The following is a 17,060-nucleotide window of genomic DNA, read 5'->3' on the forward strand; positions in this document are numbered from 1 at the left end:
CCTTGCATCAGCAAGGGCCTAAAGCCCCTGTGTGCCTGACGTCACACTCGACGAAACATCCCCGTAACGACCAGCGATGTCGCACGTCGGCGTTCAGCGATCACTCAGTTTTCGATAACGCTGCGATAACGGTAAGGACACGTCCGCATGTACGGTCTCTCTCGGTACATCCACCGACGTACGTGTGAGGTTCAGTTTTGGGTAAGCATTCGAAGCAGCGGCGAGCAATTCTGCCGCATGCGTTCACCAAGTCGCGGGCGCCGCTGATCGGGGCCGCATTGATCCCCGTCGTCGGAGCCCTGACTGTTGCCGCGGGCGCCAACGCCGACCATGGCGCCCTGGGCGCTCCCACACCGAGCCAGTCCACCACACAGTCCGCCGCCACTCCGAGCGCGCAGAAGGACGCTGAGGCGCAAAAGAAGGCGCCCGCTCCCGCACAGCCGGTCGTCGCGACCCAGAAGGCGACAGCGACGCCCCCGCCTCCCCCACCGCTTCCCGCCAGCGTCACCGACGGCGCCGTCCCGCAGGTCGCGTTCGAGGCGTACCGAAAGGCCGCCGACACGATGGCACGCGATCAGCCGAACTGCGGCATCCCGTGGACGCTCATCGCCGGAATCGGCAAGGTGGAATCGCACCACGCCAACGAGGGCGACGCCACACCCGACGGCACGCTGAAGAATCCGATCTTCGGACCGATGCTCGACGGTTCGCTCGCGGGCAACCAGGTCATCACCGACACCGACGGCGGACGCCTCGACGGCGACTCCGTCCACGACCGCGCCGTCGGACCGATGCAGTTCATCCCCGCCACGTGGGAGAAGTACGGCGCCGACGGCAACGGTGACGGCAAGATCGACCCGCAAAACCTCTTCGACGGTGCGCTGACCACAGCCCGGTACCTGTGCGACGGCCACCTCGACCTGCGTAACCAGGCCTCCGAGGCCACAGCCGTTCTGCGGTACAACAACTCGATGGACTACGTGAACAACGTCCTGGGCTTCGCGCGCAGCTACTGACGCGCACACCGACCGTCCGCCGGGGCGTGAGGGGTGGCCCCGGCGGGCGGGATCAGGCCGGTGAACTCAGAAACGCCTGCAGCGCAGCGGAATACATCGGAACGTCGGCGGCGCCCATCAGTTCACGTGCGCTGTGCATGGCCAGCTGCGGTGCACCGACGTCGACGGTGAGCAGCCCTGTCCGCGTCGCCGTGATCGGTCCGATCGTCGAACCGCACGGCAGGTCGGCACGGTGGATGTAGCGCTGCATCGGCACACCAGCGGTGTCGCAGGCGAGCGCAAATATGGCCTCCCCCAACGCATCCGACGCGTACCGCAGGTTCTGGTTGACCTTGAGAACCGGTCCGCCGTTGATCGCGATCCGGTGCGTCGGCTCGTGCCGGTCCGGGTAGTTCGGGTGAGTGGCGTGCGCCATGTCGCCCGAGACGCATACGCTCGATGCCATGGACCGTAGATAATCGTCGCGAGAACCACCCTGCGACAACACGATTCGCTCCAACGTCGTTGCCAGGAAGTCCGACGCCGCGCCCCGCTCCGAGCCGCTGCCCACCTCTTCGTGGTCGAACAGCGCGAGCACTCTCGTGTGGATCGTCGGCTCGCCGTCGAGCAGCGCGTGCAGTCCCGCGTAGCAGGTGCCCTGGTTGTCGAGCCTTGGGGCGCTGAGCAATTCGTCTTCGGGTCCGATGAGCCTCGACGGCGTGACATCGTGGGTCATCAACTCCCACCCGAGCAGGGCGTCGGCGTCGATGCCCGCGTACTCGGCAACCCACTGCAGGATCGGGGTCGCGGCGTCGACGCCCCAGATGGCGTCGACGTGTCGCTGGGGGTTCAGTGTGACGCCCTTGCGGTCCTCGGAGAGGTGAATCGCCAACTGGGGCACGCGAAGTACCGGCTCGGTGACGTTGACCAGCACACTGCTGACGCCACTGTCCGCGCGATAAGCCAGGCGACCCGAGAGTCCGAGGTCGCGATCGAGCCACGAGTTCAGCCACGCGCCGCCGTAGGGTTCGAGCGCAACCGTCGCCAGCCCGGCTGATTCACGGTCGGGGTTCTGCTTGAGCCGCAGATTGGGGCTGTCGGTGTGGCCACCGACGATCCGGAATCCGTCGCCATCGCCGAGATCCCACGCGATGATCGACCCGCCACGAATGACATAGAACCGACGGCCCGCGTCGTCGACGAGGCCCTCGAAGGCATCGCTCTCCTCCGTCGACCAGTCCTGATCCTCGAAAAGGCGTTGAAATCCCGCGGATTCGAGCTCGGCGGCGACCGTCGCGCACACGTGGAAGGGTGACGGCGAGGCGTCGATGAACTCACCGAGCCCCTCGGCTGTGGCGGACGTTGCCAGCGACGGGGTGGGCATCGGGATCAGGCGTTGGCGAGTACGGCGTCGATCGCGGAGTAGAACAGCCCGAGACCGTCGTCGCTGGGGCCGGTCAGCGCCTCGGTCGCGTGCTCGGGGTGCGGCATGAGTCCGACGATGCGCCCGTTCGGGCTGGAGATGCCGGCGATATCGAGGACGGAACCGTTGGGATTGCTTCCGGCGTAGGTGAATACGACCAGGCCCTCACCCTTGAGCTCTTCGAGCTTGCGCTCCGGCGCGACGTAGCGACCCTCGCCCGACTTCAGCGGGATGAGGATCTCGGCGCCTGCGTCGAACCGCGACGTCCACGCCGTCGTGTTGTTCTCGACCTTGAGCCACTGGTCCTGGCAGATGAAGTGCAGACCCTCGTTTCGGGTGAGCGCGCCGGGCAGCAATCCTGCCTCGCACAGGATCTGAAAACCGTTGCAGATTCCCAGAACCGGCATTCCACGCTCGGCCGCCTCGATCACCGCACCCATCACGGGAGCGAACTTGGCGATGGCGCCGGCACGCAGGTAGTCGCCGTAGGAGAAGCCGCCGGGAACGATCACCGCGTCGACCCCCTTGAGGTCGGCGTCGCCGTGCCAGAGTTCGACGGCCTCGGCGCCCGCGATGCGCACCGCACGCGATGCGTCGACGTCGTCGAGGGTTCCGGGGAAGGTGATGACACCGATACGTGCAGTCATGTGGGTCCTACTCGACTCGATCTCGTGCCGTCAGTCGGCGATGCGGGAGACGGTGAAGTTCTCGATCACCGTGTTGGTGAGCAGTTCTTCTGCGATCCGGCCGAGGGTCACGTCATCGACCGAGTCGTCGACCTCGAGCTCGAATCGCTTGCCCTGCCGCACCTCGGAGACGCCGTCGAATCCGAGCCGCCCGAGGGCTCCGACGATGGCCTGCCCCTGCGGATCGAGGATTTCGGCCTTGGGCATCACGTCGACCACCACTCGTGCCATCGGCTAGCGCTCCTCTTCTCACGTGACATCCGCTCGACGAGACGCCGACGGATTTTCGACGGCTCTCACCTTACCGTTCAACCCGCAACCTGCACTCTCCGGTCGCGGTTTGCCGGTTCCGGGTTGACCTGGCTTGAAGTTGGCCCGGTCTCGGAGTCGACCCTGTCAGAGCACCGCTTCGATGGCTTCGATCACGACCGGGTCTGTCGGCTCGGTGCGCGGGCGGATGCGAGTGGTCACGTGGCCGTCGGCGTCGACGACGAACTTCTCGAAATTCCACTGCACGTCGCCCGCCTCGCCGTTGGCATCTTCGGTCTTGGTGAGCTCGGCGTAGAGCGGATGCCGGTCGTCGCCGTTGACGTCGGTCTTCTCGAGCAGCGGGAAGGTCACGCCGTAGGTGGTCGAGCAGAAGGTGGCGATCTCCTCGGCGCTGCCGGGCTCCTGGCCCATGAACTGGTTGCAGGGCACGCCGACGACGGTCAGTCCGCGGTCGGCGTACTTCTCGGCGACCTCCTCGAGGCCCGCGTACTGCGGCGTGAGGCCGCATTTGCTCGCGACGTTGACCACGAGCAGCGGCCCGGAGAAGTCAGCGAGGCTCAGCGCCGAGCCGTCGAGCGCGGTGACCGGGATGTTCTTGATGTTGGTTTCCGACATGGGATCGAGAGTAGTCACCGGCTGCCATCCACCGAGTTATGTCGCAGATCACAATGTGCCTCGACCCTGGTTACATCTCACATACATTTGCGTTGGTGAGATAGTTGCAGGGGCGTTAGTGTTTTGAAGTGTCCGCTCCCGCTCAGCTTCAGAACGACGCCGCATGTGATGCGCTCAGCAGTTTTCTGGAGCGACTCTCCTGCCTCGGTACCGCCGAGGCCATGGACACTCTCGCGGCGTCGGAGCTGACGTTCACGCAGTTCCGCGCACTGTTCGTCGTATCGATGCACGACGCCCCGATGCCCGTCCACGAGATCGCCGAGTGCGTCGACCTCTCGATTGCGACCGCGGGTCGCACCGTCGACCGGCTCGTGCAGGCCGGGCTGGTCGATCGTCGCGAGGATCCGGGCGATCGTCGGGTCAAGCTCGTGACGCTGACCGACCAGGGCCGCGAGACCGTCGAAAAACAGTTGGACATCAAGCGAGACCTCGTCGGACGATTCATCGACGGACTGCCCGATGAGTTCCGGGCCGCGCTGACGTCTGCATTACGGAACATCGTCGACGCCGATGTCGACTACTTCACTCTCGACCGCGAGTCCTCGAGGACCCGCACTGCGACACCGTCCACCTCCGAACCGAAAGATCCCTCATGACGAGTTCCTCTGCCGGCGCGCACGCGCACGCCGGCCCACCGGACACCAAGCTCGATCGCCATGTGCTGATCGTCGCCGGTGTGGTCGTGCTCGGCGCGATCATGTCGATCCTCGACGTCACCGTGGTCTCGGTCGCGCAGAACACCTTCCAGAACGAGTTCAACACCGACGCCGCGGGCGCCGCATGGACGATGACCGGCTACACGCTGGCGTTGGCCGCTGTGATCCCGCTGTCGAGTTGGGCCGCAGCACGTTTCGGCACCAAGAACGTCTACATGACGTCGCTGATCCTGTTCACCATCGGCTCCGCACTCTGTGCCCTGGCATGGAACATCGGCTCCCTCGTGGCATTCCGCGTGGTGCAGGGTCTCGGCGGCGGCCTCCTCATGCCGATCGGCATGATGATCCTCACCAAGGCGGCGGGCCCCGAGCGCGTCGGTTCGGTGATGGCGGTTCTCGGTATCCCGATGTTGCTCGGTCCCATCGCGGGACCGATCCTCGGTGGCCTGCTCATCGAGAAGGCGAGCTGGCACTGGGTCTTCCTCATCAACGTGCCGATCGGCATCGTGGCCCTTGTCTATTCGTGGTTCGCGCTGCGCAACGACGAGGAGAAATCGAAACCCAAGATCGACATCCTCGGATTGCTGTTGTTGTCCCCTGGTCTTGCGTTGTTCCTCTACGGAATCTCGTCGAGTACCGAGGCGGGTACGTTCATCGACACGAAGGTGCTGACCACGTCGATCATCGGCCTGATCCTCATCCTCGGATTCGTCTGGCACGCACTGCACACCAACCATCCGCTGCTCGACCTGCGACTGTTCAAGAACAAGGTGCTGGCGATCGCCGTCATCACGATGACGTTCTTCATGATCGCCTTCTTCGGCGCGGCGCTGCTCTATCCGCAGTACTTCATCGGAGTCCGCGGCGAGAGCACGCTCGCGGCAGGCCTGCTGCTGGCACCGCAGGGTATCGGCGCCATGCTCACCATGCCGATCGCAGGCAGGATGACCGACAAGATCGGCCCGGGCAAGTTCGTACTCGTGGGCATCGTCCTGATGGCCGTCGGTATGGGCACGTTCATGTTCCTCGGTTCCGACACCCCGTACTGGCTGCTCTGTGGCGCGCTGTTCGTCCAGGGCCTCGGCATGGGTATGACGATGATGCCGATCATGTCGGCAGCGCTGGCAACACTGAGCAACAAGCAGGTGCCCGACGGCTCGACGCTGATGAACGTCGTGCAGCAGACCGCGTCGTCGATTGGTACCGCGATCATCTCGGTGATCCTCGCGACCAACCTCAAGGCGCATGCCGAGTCACAACTGGCGATCGCGTCGAATGCGGCTCCCGAGAAGTACGACATGGCCGTGAAGGCCGGAATGGCACCTCAGGACCCGCCGGATCAGTGGTTCAGTTGGGCCGCCGAGGCGTTCGGCACCACGTTCATCGTGGCCGTCGCGCTGATCGCGGTGACGATCATCCCGGCGTTCTTCCTGCCTCGCAAGAAGATCGCGTCGCCTTTGGTCGAGGAGGACATGGACCGCGCGCCGATCGTCATGCACTGACCTGATCGGCTGGTCACCAAACAAGTTGCCCCTGGCTGCGGAAATCGCGGCCAGGGGCAACTTTGTCGTTGTGGTCTACTCGGTCAGCGCGCCGGTCTGCTGAAGAATCCAGGCCAGTTCGAAAGCGACTTCTTCCCACTGTTTGTAGCGACCGCTGACGCCGCCGTGGCCGGCCGACATCTCGGTCTTGAGCATGATCGGAGCGTCGGAGGTACTCAACGCCTGAAGCTTCGCAACCCATTTCGCCGCTTCCGTGTACATCACACGGGTGTCGTTGAGCGACGTCTCCGCGAGGATCGACGGATAGGGCTGCGCGGTGACGTTCTCGTACGGCGAGTACGACTTCATGTACTCGTAGACCTCCGCGTCGTGCAGCGGATCTCCCCACTCGTCCCATTCGATGACCGTCAGCGGCAACGACGGATCGAGGATCGAGTTCAGCGCGTCGACGAAGGGCACCGACGCCAGAATGCCGTTGAACAACTCGGGCGCGAGATTGGCGACCGCCCCCATCAGCAGTCCGCCCGCCGAACCGCCTTCTGCGACCATCAGTTTCGGCGTGGTCCAGCCCTTGTCGACCAGGTATCGCGCCGAATCGACGAAGTCGGTGAAGGTGTTCTTCTTGGTGAGCGTCTTGCCGTTCTCATACCAGTGACGCCCCATCTCGCCACCGCCGCGCACGTGTGCGAGCACGAATACGACGCCGCGATCGAGCATCGACAATCGTGACACCGAGAAACCGGGATCGAAACTCGCCTCGTACGAGCCGTAGCCGTAGAGCAACAGCGGTGCGGGCGAAGAACTCTCACTGCCGTCGACTCCGACACCCTTGCGTCGGACGATCGACAGCGGGATCTGCGTTCCATCTGCGGCCGTTGCCCATTCGCGGGACTGCTCGTACTGGTCGGGGTCGTAGCCGCCGAGTACCGGCTGCCGCTTGAGGAGCGTACGTTCACCTGTTTCGACGTCGAGCTCGAACAACTCGGCGGGTTCGATGAAGCTGCCGTATCCGAAACGCAGACGGGGCGTTGCCCATTCGCGGTTGCCGGCGAGCCCCAGCGAGAACAGCTCCTGCGCGACGGCGACCTCGATGAAGTCCTCCGCTACCGGCATGCCGTCGATACGGCGCAGATCGGCAATCGAGACCCGGGGCAGCGCGTCGGCGCGATACGACAGGACGAGGTAGTCGCGGAAGGCGTCGATGTCCTCGATCCGGACGCCGCGGCGATGACCGATGAATTCGGTTCGGGCAGAAGGGTCGTCGACGGGTGCGATGTCGATCGCGAAGTCGTCGGCCTTCTCGCCGTCGCGGATGTCGTTGTGCACGATCAAGAAGTAGTCGCGACCGGAGATCTCGGCATGCTCAACCGAATACTCGACGCCATCGACACGCGGTGCGACACTGCGGAATTCACCCGTCGGATCGTCGGCGGCAAGCACGAAGCACTCCGACGTGATCTTCGATCCCGTCACGATCATCAGGTACTTGTCGCTGCGCGTCGAACCCATGCCGACCCAGTATCGCTCGTCGGGCTCGTGGAACACCTTGACGTCGTCGGTGCCCGCCCCGATGTCGTGGCGCCACACCGTATCCGGGCGCCACGCGGCGTCGACCGTCTGATAGAACACGTGCTTGGCGTCGAGTGACCACGACGCTCCGCCCGCGGTGTCGGTGATGACGTCGGGGAGCAGTTCGCCGGTCTCGAGGTTCTTGAACCGCAACGTGTATCGCTCGTCACCGACGACGTCGGTGCTGTATGCGAGCCACTTGCCGTCGTGGCTGATGGCGAGCGAACCGAGGCTGAAGAACTCGTGTCCTTCTGCTTCGACGTTGGCGTCGAGCAAAATCTCCTCGCCCGGCAGCGGTGCGTCGTCGGACACCTCGGGCGGCGTCCAGTTGTCGACATCGCCGATGGGACAACGACATTGGATGCCGTACTGCTTACCCTCCTGCGTGCGGCCGTAGTACCAGTAGCCGCCGCGTCGGCCCGGCACCGACATGTCGGTTTCCTTGGTGCGCGACTTGATCTCACCGAAAATGGTTGCGCGCAGGTCTGCGAGCTGCGACGTATTCGCCTCTGTGTAGGCGTTCTCGGCCTCGAGGAAGGCGATCACCTCGGCGTCGTCCTTGTCGCGCAACCACTCGTACTCGTCGACGAAGGTGTCGCCATGGTGGGTGCGCTCGGTACGAACCTTCTTCGCGACCGGCGGTACCGCCGGGGAGGAGGCGGTCGGGGTGGCAGCGTTGCCGGGTTGTGCGTCGGTCACGGGTCTCCTATGCGTGGTCGGGCCAGTCGTCGAACGACTTCTGCGAAATCAGTTCGTAGGCTTCGATATAACGGGCGCGGGTGCGCTCGACGACGTCAGCGGGCAGGCTGGGCGGCGGGTCGTCGGACGATCGGTCCCAGCCCGACGCCGCCGAGGTCAGCCAGTTGCGGACGATCTGCTTGTCGAAGCTGGGTTGTACGTGTCCCGGCGAATACGAGGCGGCGTCCCAGTATCGGGACGAGTCCGGGGTCAGCACCTCGTCGGCGAGGACGAGCGAGCCGTCGGGGGTTTGACCGAACTCGAACTTGGTGTCGGCCAGGATGATTCCGCGCCCTGCGGCGAGATCGGCTCCCCTGCCGTAGATGTCGAGCGTCGCGGTGCGCAGGGACTCGGCGAGGTCGGAGCCGACGACATCTGCCGCCTGCTCGAAGGTGATGTTCTCGTCGTGATCACCCTGCTCCGCCTTGGTCGCGGGAGTGAAGATCGGTTCCGGCAGCTTGTCGGCCTCATGCAGACCCGACGGGAGTACGACGCCGCACACCGCGCCGGTCTTGTTGTAGTCGATGAGACCGGACCCGGTCAGATAGCCGCGGGCGACGCATTCGACGGGAACCATCGGCAGCTTGTGCACCACCATTGACCGACCCACGAGCTCAGCGGGTATGCGCTCGTCGTCGGGGCCACCGGCGAGATGGTTGGGCACGCCGAGCGCGTCGAACCAGAAGAAGCTCATCGCGGTGAGGATGCGGCCCTTGTCGGGTATCTCCGGCGAGAGCACGAAGTCGTACGCCGAGATGCGGTCGCTGGCGACCATGAGCAGGGTGTCGGAATCGATCTGATAGATCTCGCGCACCTTGCCCGAGGCCACAAAGGTGTACGAATCGAGAGCTGGACGCATGCTTCGACCTTAGTTGCTGCGTCGGCGCGCAGACATGTTCGGGTTGACGGCCGGACTTCGGAGCCCCGGCACATCATGTGGGACCGTAGGCAGATGACCCCTCCCACGATCACCATCACCTACTGCACGCAGTGCAACTGGCTGCTGCGCGCGAGCTGGATGGCCTCGGAGATCCTGAGCACCTTCGGCACCGACCTCGGCTCGGTCACCCTGGTCCCCGGCACCGGCGGCATCTTCCGCATCGACGTCGACGGGACACAGCTCTGGGAACGCAAGGCCGACGGCGGTTTCCCCGACGCCGCCGAGCTCAAGCGCCGCCTGCGCGACACCGCGCTGCCCGACTGGCAGCTCGGGCACTCCGAGAAGAAGTGAGTGCTAGAGGATGGGTGCGGGCACGTAGTTGGCGGCCTCGGGGTTGTCGGCGATGAGCTTTTCCGCGGCGGCGATGACGTCGGCGACCTGGCGGCCGGCGGCTCCGACGAACGCCTCCTTGTCGTCGAGTAGCGCGTCGAGCTGGGCGCGGTCGAGGGGGATGCGCTCGTCGGCGGCCAAGCGGTCGAGCAGGTCGGGCTCGCGACCTTCCTCACGCATCGCGAGCGCAACCGCGACGGCGTTCTCCTTGATCGCCTCATGCGCGGCCTCGCGCCCCACGCCCGCTCGCACCGATGCCATCAGCACCTTGGTGGTGGCCAGGAACGGCAGGTAGCGGGCCAATTCGTTCTCAATGACGGCGGGGTAGGCACCGAACTCGGCGAGCACGGTCAGGAAGGTCTCCAGCATGCCGTCGATCGCGAAGAAGGCGTCCGGCAGCGCGACGCGTCGCACGACCGAGCAGAACACGTCGCCCTCGTTCCACTGCGCGCCCGCGAGTTCGGCAGCCATCGAGCCGTAGCCGCGCAGCACCACCTGCAGGCCGTTGACGCGCTCACAGCTACGCGTGTTCATCTTGTGCGGCATCGCCGACGACCCGACCTGGCCCGGCTGGAAACCCTCGGTGACCAGCTCGTGGCCGGCCATCAGCCGGATCGTGTGCGCCAGCGACGACGGCCCCGCACCCACCTGCACAAGCGCGGACACGACGTCGTGATCGAGCGAGCGAGGGTAGATCTGGCCGACAGATGTCAGCGATCGCGCGAATCCGAGGTGCCCGGCGACGCGCGTTTCGAGGTCGGCGAGCTTCGACGCGTCGCCGCCCAGCAGGTCGAGCATGTCCTGGCTGGTACCCATCGGCCCCTTGACGCCACGCAGCGGGTAGCGGTCGATGGTTTCGTCGACGCGCTGCAACGCGATCATGAGCTCGTCGGCAGCGGATGCGAACCTCTTGCCCAGCGTCGTGGCCTGCGCGGCGACGTTGTGACTGCGTCCGGCCATCACCGTCGAGCTGTACTGCGCAGCATGCTCGACGAGTCGTGCGAGCACCGTGATCCCGTGCGCGTACACGTGACGCAGCGATTGCAGGATCTGCAGCTGCTCGACGTTCTCGGTGAGGTCGCGGCTCGTCATGCCCTTGTGGATCTGCTCGTGGCCGGCGAGCGCGTTGAACTCTTCGATGCGCGCCTTCACGTCGTGGCGGGTGATGCGCTCACGCTCGGCGATCGACGCGAGGTCGATCTGGTCGATGACGGCCTCGTAGTCGGCGACCGCGCCGTCGGGGACGTCGATCCCCAGGTCCTGCTGCGCCTTCAGAACAGCCAGCCACAGGCGGCGTTCAAGCGCGATCTTGTTGGTCGCCGACCAGATCTCGGCGAGGTCGGCAGACGCATATCGGCTGGCCAGAACATTGGTGATGGCAGGTTTCGACACGCCAACAGTCTAGTCGTGTACTCGACACCCGACTGTCACGGGCGTCTGGCCGTCAACCGGCCACGCGCGGCGACTCAGATCGCGATGCACGTCCCGCCCGAGCCGTAGCCCTGGTGCACTCGTGCAAGCGTCAGCTTCGACCGCACGCCGTTCTGTTTGGTGTAGAGGTATCTGTCGCCGATCCGGCGGGGAATCCATCTGATCGTCGCCTGGCCGCCCGCAGGTTCGGCGCTCCCGATGAGCCGTGGTGTGTAGCCCTTCTTGCCTTCCCAGAACGTGACCGTCCCGCGCGAGTTCACCAAGCCCGTCAGCCAATACGTGCATCCGGTTCCGTAGACCACCGAGGAGAACGGCACTCCCGGATCGGGCGCCTGGACCGGTTCGGCCGACGCCGCGCCCTGCGCCGACAACGCTGCGACGAGCACGCCCACCGCGACGACGACGGTCGCCACTACCCGACCGATACCGCGGCTCCACGCCACGACGGTTCTCCGCTGATTCACCGTGGTTCCTCCACTCGTGGGGCCAACACATCGACGACCTCGCCGAGCGCGTCGCGCGTCGCGCCGGCCGGCGACGATCCGCTGCCGAGCGCACCGAGAACGGCGCCGTCTTCGATGGCGATGAGGTTCTCGATGTGTGCGGCCCGTGCCAACCGTCCCGACCTGTCGAGCACGACGAGGTGTGTTGCGGCGAGCGTCGCACGTCGCGCGGCCACGACGTCGTAGAGCCGCGGGTACCTGGGTGTGAGCGCGATCATTTCGTAGCGGGCCGCCAACTCGTCGTGGGGGGTGTTCTCACCGACGAACACGTCGGCGAGGATCTCTGCGGTCGCGTGACTTCCTCGACGACGCCGCGCAACCGCCTCACCCCGATCGACGATCGCCTGCTCGTCTGCCCGCGACACGAAGCCAGCGGCCTCAGCCATCAGGTCGTCGAGCGAGCCGAAGTAGTACGTCGTCGACGCGAGTGGCAATTGCGCACGATCGGCAACTGCTCGGTGACGCACGGCGTCGAAGCCGCCCTCCAGCAACAACTCTCCGGCAGCCGCGATGAGGCGCGACCGCCGGCGCTCTCCCTTGGGAGTGGTCGCCGCCGTCATGGCCCCCATGCTGCCAAGCGATTTCACTGCACGGTTGGCTTTCGCGAATCTCGACCTCGCGATCACACGCGTTGGGCATATTGCGCACTCAGGTGAAGTAGTGCCCGGCCGCGAGGTCGCTGAGTAAACCGGGGAACTCCGGCTCCCAGTCGAGCAGTTCACGAGTCAGCGTCGACGACGTCGGATTGTCGATGCCGACGAAGCCTGCGAGATAACCGAATACGTCGGCGGCCCTGTCCTTGGGTACGGGGTCCTTGGGTACCGACACCACCGGGATGTCGAGTCCCCGACCGATGGCCGCGGCGATCTCCCGGAACGGCACGCCCTCCTCGGCAACCGCGTGTAGCCGGGTGCCTGCCGGTGCCGATTCGAGCGCACGGCGATAGACGCGCGCGGCGTCGCGGGTGTGCACCGCGGGCCACCGGTTGTGTCCGTCACCCAGGTATCCCGACGAGCCCGCGTTACGCGCGAACCCGATCAATCCGGGGACGAAGCCATGGCGGTCGAGGTCGGAGTGCACCGTCGGAGGTAGACGCACCACCGACGACCGCACATCGTCGTCGGCGAGTCCGATCACGAAGTTCTCGGAGTCGATCCGGTACCCCGAAGGAAGCGCATCCTCCTCGGTGCCGGGACGTCCGGTGATGCCGGAAGCGGCCAAGAGAAGTGTTCCGGATGTACCCACCAGGGCTTTGCCGGTGCCGCGCACGGCGTCGCCGATGGCGGTGAGAGCCGCGAGGTCGGAATCTGCGGCGCCTGCCATGTCGCCGACCTGCATGAGGTCGTGTCGGAAGGCGAGATGGATGACGCCGTCGGAGTCCGACGTGGCCGCACGCAACACGTCGAGGTCGTCGAGTCCACCACGGACGACCTCCGCCCCGCGCTCTGCCACGAGCGCGGCCGCGTCGTCAGAGCGAGCAAGTCCGACGACGCTGTGGCCAGCCGTAATGAGCTCGGGTATGAGTGCGGACCCGATGTGTCCCGACGCACCGGTGAGAAAAACGCGCATGACAAGCCTCTTCGTCGTGATGACATGATCTGACATCACTCACGCTACCCCTGATGTCAGGTTCTGTCATCGACGCTATTCTGGCCAGATGGGTCGATGGCCGACGGGATCACGGGAGCGGATGCAGACAGCCGCGGTCGAGTTGTTCCTCGAGAAGGGTTTCGACGAGACCTCGGTCGCCGACATCACCGAGCGCGCGGACGTCACCGAGCGGACCTTCTATCGGCATTTCGGCGACAAACGCGAGGTGCTGTTCGACCGCGAGCGCACCCTCGAGCGGGCGACGATCGAAGCGGTCGCCGATACTCCCGCGGGCGTTGCTCCGCTCGACGCCGCTGCTCACGCCCTCGCCGCGGCGAGCAGCCGGTTCTTCGTCGACAGGCTCGACCACGCTCGAACCCGGCAGCGAATCATCGACGCCACTCCCGAGCTACACGAACGGGAGCTACTCAAGATGACCTCGCTCGCAGACGCACTGGCCGTGGCACTGGAAGCCCGCGGCCACGCCCCCGTGCGCGCACGGCTGGCCGCCGACATGGCGATTGCCGCTTTCACCGCAGCGTTCGATCGCTGGCTCTCGGACGGCACCGACACGGAACTCGGCGCACTCGTCCTCGACACGGTCGACGAGTTGCGAAGCGTGGCAGGCGAATCCACCGTTCGGCAGCCGTAACAGCGTTGCGCGGTGCAACGTCGAGTACGGTGGTCCACGATCAATCGGATACCCCCTGGGGTATATTGAAGACATACCCAGCCACCCCGAGGAGGCGCACATGGTCGGCGACGACGAAGCGATCACCGTCGTACTCAACAGATTGCGCCGTGCGCACGGTCAGCTCGCGGGCGTGATCTCGATGATCGAGCAGGGTCGTGACTGCAAGGACGTCGTCACGCAGCTCGCCGCGGTCTCGCGTGCACTCGACCGCGCCGGGTTCAAGATCGTCGCCACGGGCCTGCGTGAATGCCTCACCGGCGACGAGGCAACGACGGAACCCATGACAGAAGAACAGCTCGAGAAGCTGTTCCTCGCTCTGGCCTGAACCGAGACCACCAGATCCGGCCATACAGAATCGCCGGGCACACGAGAAAGGAAACGCCATGCAACTCGGCTACTCCACCACCCTCACCACCGAGTTCGACGACGCCGTCGCCCGCACCCGCGCAGCGCTGGCAGAGCAGGGATTCGGCGTGCTCACCGAGATCGACGTCACCGCGACGTTGAAGAAGAAGCTCGACGAAGACATCGAGCCCTACCTGATCCTCGGTGCGTGTAATCCCGGTCTCGCGCACCGCGCACTCGGCATCGAACGGCAGATCGGTCTGCTGCTGCCGTGCAACGTGGTCGTCCGGGCGAATCCCGAGGTCACGGGCGAAGTGATCGTCGAAGCGATGAACCCCGACATCATGGTCGCGGTCGCCGATGCGCCGGGGCTACCCGACGTCGCCGCAGACGCGTCGACCAAGCTGAAGGCGGCAATCGCCGCTATCTGATCGGTGCCCACTATCCTGTGAACTCGATGAGCACCGATCACCGGCCGAACGCCGCAACCCCGCGCGCCGACCCCGCCTCCGACGCGCCGTCGGCGCAGCCCAACCGTCGAACCATTCTCGCGTCCGCACTGGGTGTCTCGGCAATCGGAGCGTTGTCGGCGTTCTCACTGTCGTCGTGCTCACGCTCGGACGCGGTGACTGTCGACGAGCGGCGAGCGGCGGTCCCCCGTTCCGCCGACGACGAGCTGCCCATCGAGACCTCGCCCGCGCCCATCGCCGAGGGGCCGAAGCTCATCACGGGAAGCTTCGTCTCCGCCAAGATGGGTGGTCGGCCGACGCGTTGGGCCGTCGCACGACCGTCGGGTGTGACGGGGACGCTCCCCGTCGTGGTGGTCCTGCACGCGTTGAACACAAACGAGCAGTCGATCTTCACCAATAAGCTCAGCGTCCAGACCGTGCTTCAGGAGTACGTCGACGCGGGCAATGCGCCGTTCGCGATTGCCGCGGTCGACGGCGCGCGCAACTACTGGCACGCGCGCGCCGACGGAACCGACGGCGGCGCAATGGTTCTCGACGAGTTCATCCCGATGCTGGCGAGCAATCGCGAACTCGACTTGTCCACCGATCGACTCGGGCTCTTCGGCTGGTCGATGGGCGGTTACGGAGCACTGCGCCTCGGAGCGCTACTCGGCGCGCCCCGCGTCGCTGCGATCGCGGTGAGTTCGCCTGCGCTGTGGGCAGATCCGAACAATTTCCCGCAGCGCGCCTTCGACAGTTTCGACGACTATCAGCGCAACTCGCTGTTCGGCCAGCAGCGCGCGTTCGACAAGATCCCACTGCTGATCACCATCGGTTCGAGCGATCAGTTCTACACCTACACCCGTCAATGGGCCGCAGGACTACACCCACCGGCGGCATTCGGGACAGCGGCCGGCGGACACACGAATCGCTACTGGCGCAGCGTTCTTCCCGATCAGGTGGCGTTCCTCGGGCGCGAACTGGCCCGTTAGATCAGATACTGATCTCGCCGTCGAGCGCGGCCTTGCCGATGTCGGTGCGGTGATGCGAGCCCGGCAGTTTGATCGAGTCGATCCGCTCGTAGGCCTGAGCGCGCGCCTCGGCGAGGTCGGCACCAACCCCGAGCACGCCGAGTACCCGACCTCCCGACGACACCACGGCACCGGACGCGTCGACTGCCGTTCCGGCGTGCAGCACGCCCTCGCCTGATGCGCCGGTGATCGCGTCGCCCGTGCGCGGCTTGCCCGGGTAGTTCTCCGCTGCGACCACCACGATGACTGCCGCGCCGTCTTCCCACTCCAGTGGGGGCAGGTCGGCCAGGGTGCCGGTTGCCGTCGCGTTGAGCGCTTGTCCCAGAGGCGATTTCAGCAGCGCGAGCACCGCCTGCGTCTCGGGATCACCGAACCGACAATTGAATTCGACGACGGACGGCCCGTCCTTGCCGATCGCGAGTCCGGCATAGAGCAACCCGGAGAACGGCGTACCGCGTCGAACCAGCTCTGCGGCAACAGGTTTGACCACATCGTCGACGATCTGCGTGGTCACCTCGTCGGGTAGCCACGGCAGCGGCGTGTAGGCGCCCATACCGCCGGTGTTGGGCCCGGTGTCGTTGTCGCCGACACGCTTGTGGTCTTGCGCGGGGATCAGCGGTACGACGGTCTCGCCGTCGACCAGGCAGAACAGTGAGACCTCTGGTCCATCGAGAAAGCTTTCGAGCAGGACCGGATGGCCGATCTCGAGACACTCGGCCGCGTGACTCCGTGCGGCCGCGCGGTCGGTGGTCACGACGACGCCCTTGCCCGCGGCCAAGCCGTCGTCCTTGACCACCCAGGTCGGGCCGAAACGATCGAGCGCGGCGTCTAGTTTGGCAGGGTTGTCGACGACCTCGCTGTGCGCGGTGCGGACACCGGCCGCTGCCATGACATCTTTGGCGAAGGCCTTCGATCCCTCGATCTGTGCCGCCTGCGCTCCGGGTCCGAACGTCGCGAACCCGGCGTCGCGCAGCACGTCGGCCACACCGAGAACCAGCGGCACCTCGGGGCCGATGACAACGAGATCAGCGTCGAGCTGACGCGCCAGTGCCACCACACCGTCGGCCGACACGACGTCGACGGCGTGATTGGTGGCGATCGACGCGGTCCCCGCGTTACCGGGCGCGACGTGCAGTTCGGTGACCGACGGATCGCGGGACAGGCCGAGGAGCAGGGCGTGTTCACGGCCGCCCGAGCCGATGACTAGTACGCGCACGCCCACGACTCTAGTGG

General features: G+C 65.7%; 19 protein-coding genes. 8 read left to right on the forward strand and 11 right to left on the reverse strand.

The features are described 5' to 3' along the window. Positions 1-197 precede the first annotated feature (197 nt). Complete coding sequence (locus ACRVY7_RS04220) at positions 198-1,016, forward strand: lytic transglycosylase domain-containing protein (protein ID WP_431816097.1); 819 nt, start codon at positions 198-200, stop codon at positions 1,014-1,016. 52 nt (positions 1,017-1,068) lie between these two features. On the opposite strand, the gene ACRVY7_RS04225 is transcribed toward ACRVY7_RS04220, so the two are convergent. From ACRVY7_RS04225 to ACRVY7_RS04240, 4 genes are all read right to left on the reverse strand, one after another. Further along, positions 1,069-2,379 (reverse strand): M18 family aminopeptidase, encoded by a 1,311-nt coding sequence (locus ACRVY7_RS04225; protein WP_431816098.1) that lies wholly within the window; start codon positions 2,377-2,379, stop codon positions 1,069-1,071. A gap of 5 nt (positions 2,380-2,384) precedes the next feature. Further along, positions 2,385-3,065 (reverse strand): phosphoribosylformylglycinamidine synthase subunit PurQ, encoded by a 681-nt coding sequence (purQ, locus tag ACRVY7_RS04230; RefSeq protein WP_005207444.1) that lies wholly within the window; start codon positions 3,063-3,065, stop codon positions 2,385-2,387. A gap of 30 nt (positions 3,066-3,095) precedes the next feature. Continuing rightward, positions 3,096-3,335 carry a phosphoribosylformylglycinamidine synthase subunit PurS gene (gene purS / locus ACRVY7_RS04235; protein WP_005207443.1) on the reverse strand — a complete coding sequence of 80 codons (240 nt, stop codon included), beginning with the start codon at positions 3,333-3,335 and terminating at the stop codon, positions 3,096-3,098. 165 nt (positions 3,336-3,500) lie between these two features. Next, complete coding sequence (locus tag ACRVY7_RS04240) at positions 3,501-3,989, reverse strand: glutathione peroxidase (protein WP_049697677.1); 489 nt, start codon at positions 3,987-3,989, stop codon at positions 3,501-3,503. Between the two features lie 128 nt (positions 3,990-4,117). Between ACRVY7_RS04240 and ACRVY7_RS04245 the strand changes: the two genes are divergently transcribed. Then, positions 4,118-4,645: a MarR family winged helix-turn-helix transcriptional regulator gene (locus ACRVY7_RS04245; RefSeq protein WP_064868884.1), complete on the forward strand. Its 528-nt coding sequence runs from the start codon at positions 4,118-4,120 to the stop codon at positions 4,643-4,645. Beyond that, complete coding sequence (locus ACRVY7_RS04250; protein ID WP_064868880.1) at positions 4,642-6,207, forward strand: DHA2 family efflux MFS transporter permease subunit; 1,566 nt, start codon at positions 4,642-4,644, stop codon at positions 6,205-6,207. Before ACRVY7_RS04245 ends, ACRVY7_RS04250 begins: the two co-directional genes overlap by 4 nt. Before the next feature lie 75 nt (positions 6,208-6,282). On the opposite strand, the gene ACRVY7_RS04255 is transcribed toward ACRVY7_RS04250, so the two are convergent. Together ACRVY7_RS04255 and ACRVY7_RS04260 are read right to left on the reverse strand one after the other, a co-directional pair. Next, positions 6,283-8,475 (reverse strand): S9 family peptidase, encoded by a 2,193-nt coding sequence (locus tag ACRVY7_RS04255; protein ID WP_431816099.1) that lies wholly within the window; start codon positions 8,473-8,475, stop codon positions 6,283-6,285. Positions 8,476-8,482: 7 nt separating this feature from the next. Then, positions 8,483-9,373, reverse strand: a complete 891-nt coding sequence (locus ACRVY7_RS04260; RefSeq protein WP_431816100.1) for a phosphoribosylaminoimidazolesuccinocarboxamide synthase — start codon at positions 9,371-9,373, stop codon at positions 8,483-8,485. 93 nt (positions 9,374-9,466) lie between these two features. Here ACRVY7_RS04260 and ACRVY7_RS04265 point away from each other — a divergent pair, with 93 nt between their 5' ends. Beyond that, positions 9,467-9,745 carry an Rdx family protein gene (locus ACRVY7_RS04265; protein WP_431816101.1) on the forward strand — a complete coding sequence of 93 codons (279 nt, stop codon included), beginning with the start codon at positions 9,467-9,469 and terminating at the stop codon, positions 9,743-9,745. A 3-nt stretch (positions 9,746-9,748) separates the two neighbouring features. Here the strand turns inward: ACRVY7_RS04265 and purB are convergent, their stop codons facing one another. The 4 genes from purB to ACRVY7_RS04285 all read right to left on the reverse strand — a co-directional run bounded on the left by purB (position 9,749) and on the right by ACRVY7_RS04285 (position 13,287). After that, positions 9,749-11,176 (reverse strand): adenylosuccinate lyase, encoded by a 1,428-nt coding sequence (gene purB / locus ACRVY7_RS04270; RefSeq protein ID WP_064868872.1) that lies wholly within the window; start codon positions 11,174-11,176, stop codon positions 9,749-9,751. A gap of 74 nt (positions 11,177-11,250) precedes the next feature. Then, on the reverse strand, positions 11,251-11,679 hold the full coding sequence (locus ACRVY7_RS04275; RefSeq protein ID WP_431816102.1) for a hypothetical protein: 429 nt from the start codon (positions 11,677-11,679) through the stop codon (positions 11,251-11,253). Next, positions 11,676-12,287, reverse strand: a complete 612-nt coding sequence (locus ACRVY7_RS04280; RefSeq protein ID WP_049698032.1) for a TetR/AcrR family transcriptional regulator — start codon at positions 12,285-12,287, stop codon at positions 11,676-11,678. The genes ACRVY7_RS04275 and ACRVY7_RS04280 overlap by 4 nt, the downstream gene beginning before the upstream one ends. 79 nt (positions 12,288-12,366) lie before the next feature. After that, on the reverse strand, positions 12,367-13,287 hold the full coding sequence (locus tag ACRVY7_RS04285) for an SDR family oxidoreductase (protein ID WP_431816103.1): 921 nt from the start codon (positions 13,285-13,287) through the stop codon (positions 12,367-12,369). A gap of 121 nt (positions 13,288-13,408) precedes the next feature. Between ACRVY7_RS04285 and ACRVY7_RS04290 the strand changes: the two genes are divergently transcribed. The 4 genes from ACRVY7_RS04290 (at position 13,409) to ACRVY7_RS04305 (ending at position 15,788) form a co-directional block, all read left to right on the forward strand. Continuing rightward, positions 13,409-13,960, forward strand: a complete 552-nt coding sequence (locus ACRVY7_RS04290) for a TetR family transcriptional regulator (protein WP_431816104.1) — start codon at positions 13,409-13,411, stop codon at positions 13,958-13,960. Positions 13,961-14,060: 100 nt separating this feature from the next. Beyond that, a complete protein-coding gene (locus tag ACRVY7_RS04295) occupies positions 14,061-14,327 on the forward strand; it encodes a metal-sensitive transcriptional regulator (RefSeq protein WP_005207431.1) in 267 nt (88 codons plus the stop codon). 58 nt (positions 14,328-14,385) lie between these two features. Further along, positions 14,386-14,778: a DUF302 domain-containing protein gene (locus ACRVY7_RS04300; RefSeq protein ID WP_049697670.1), complete on the forward strand. Its 393-nt coding sequence runs from the start codon at positions 14,386-14,388 to the stop codon at positions 14,776-14,778. A gap of 26 nt (positions 14,779-14,804) precedes the next feature. Next, positions 14,805-15,788 (forward strand): alpha/beta hydrolase, encoded by a 984-nt coding sequence (locus ACRVY7_RS04305; protein WP_431816105.1) that lies wholly within the window; start codon positions 14,805-14,807, stop codon positions 15,786-15,788. A gap of 1 nt (position 15,789) precedes the next feature. Here the strand turns inward: ACRVY7_RS04305 and purD are convergent, their stop codons facing one another. Next, positions 15,790-17,043, reverse strand: a complete 1,254-nt coding sequence (gene purD / locus ACRVY7_RS04310; RefSeq protein WP_431816106.1) for a phosphoribosylamine--glycine ligase — start codon at positions 17,041-17,043, stop codon at positions 15,790-15,792. Positions 17,044-17,060: the final 17 nt, after the last annotated feature.

The sequence above is a fragment of the Gordonia jacobaea genome (assembly GCF_965344965.1).
Taxonomy (GTDB): domain Bacteria; phylum Actinomycetota; class Actinomycetes; order Mycobacteriales; family Mycobacteriaceae; genus Gordonia; species Gordonia jacobaea.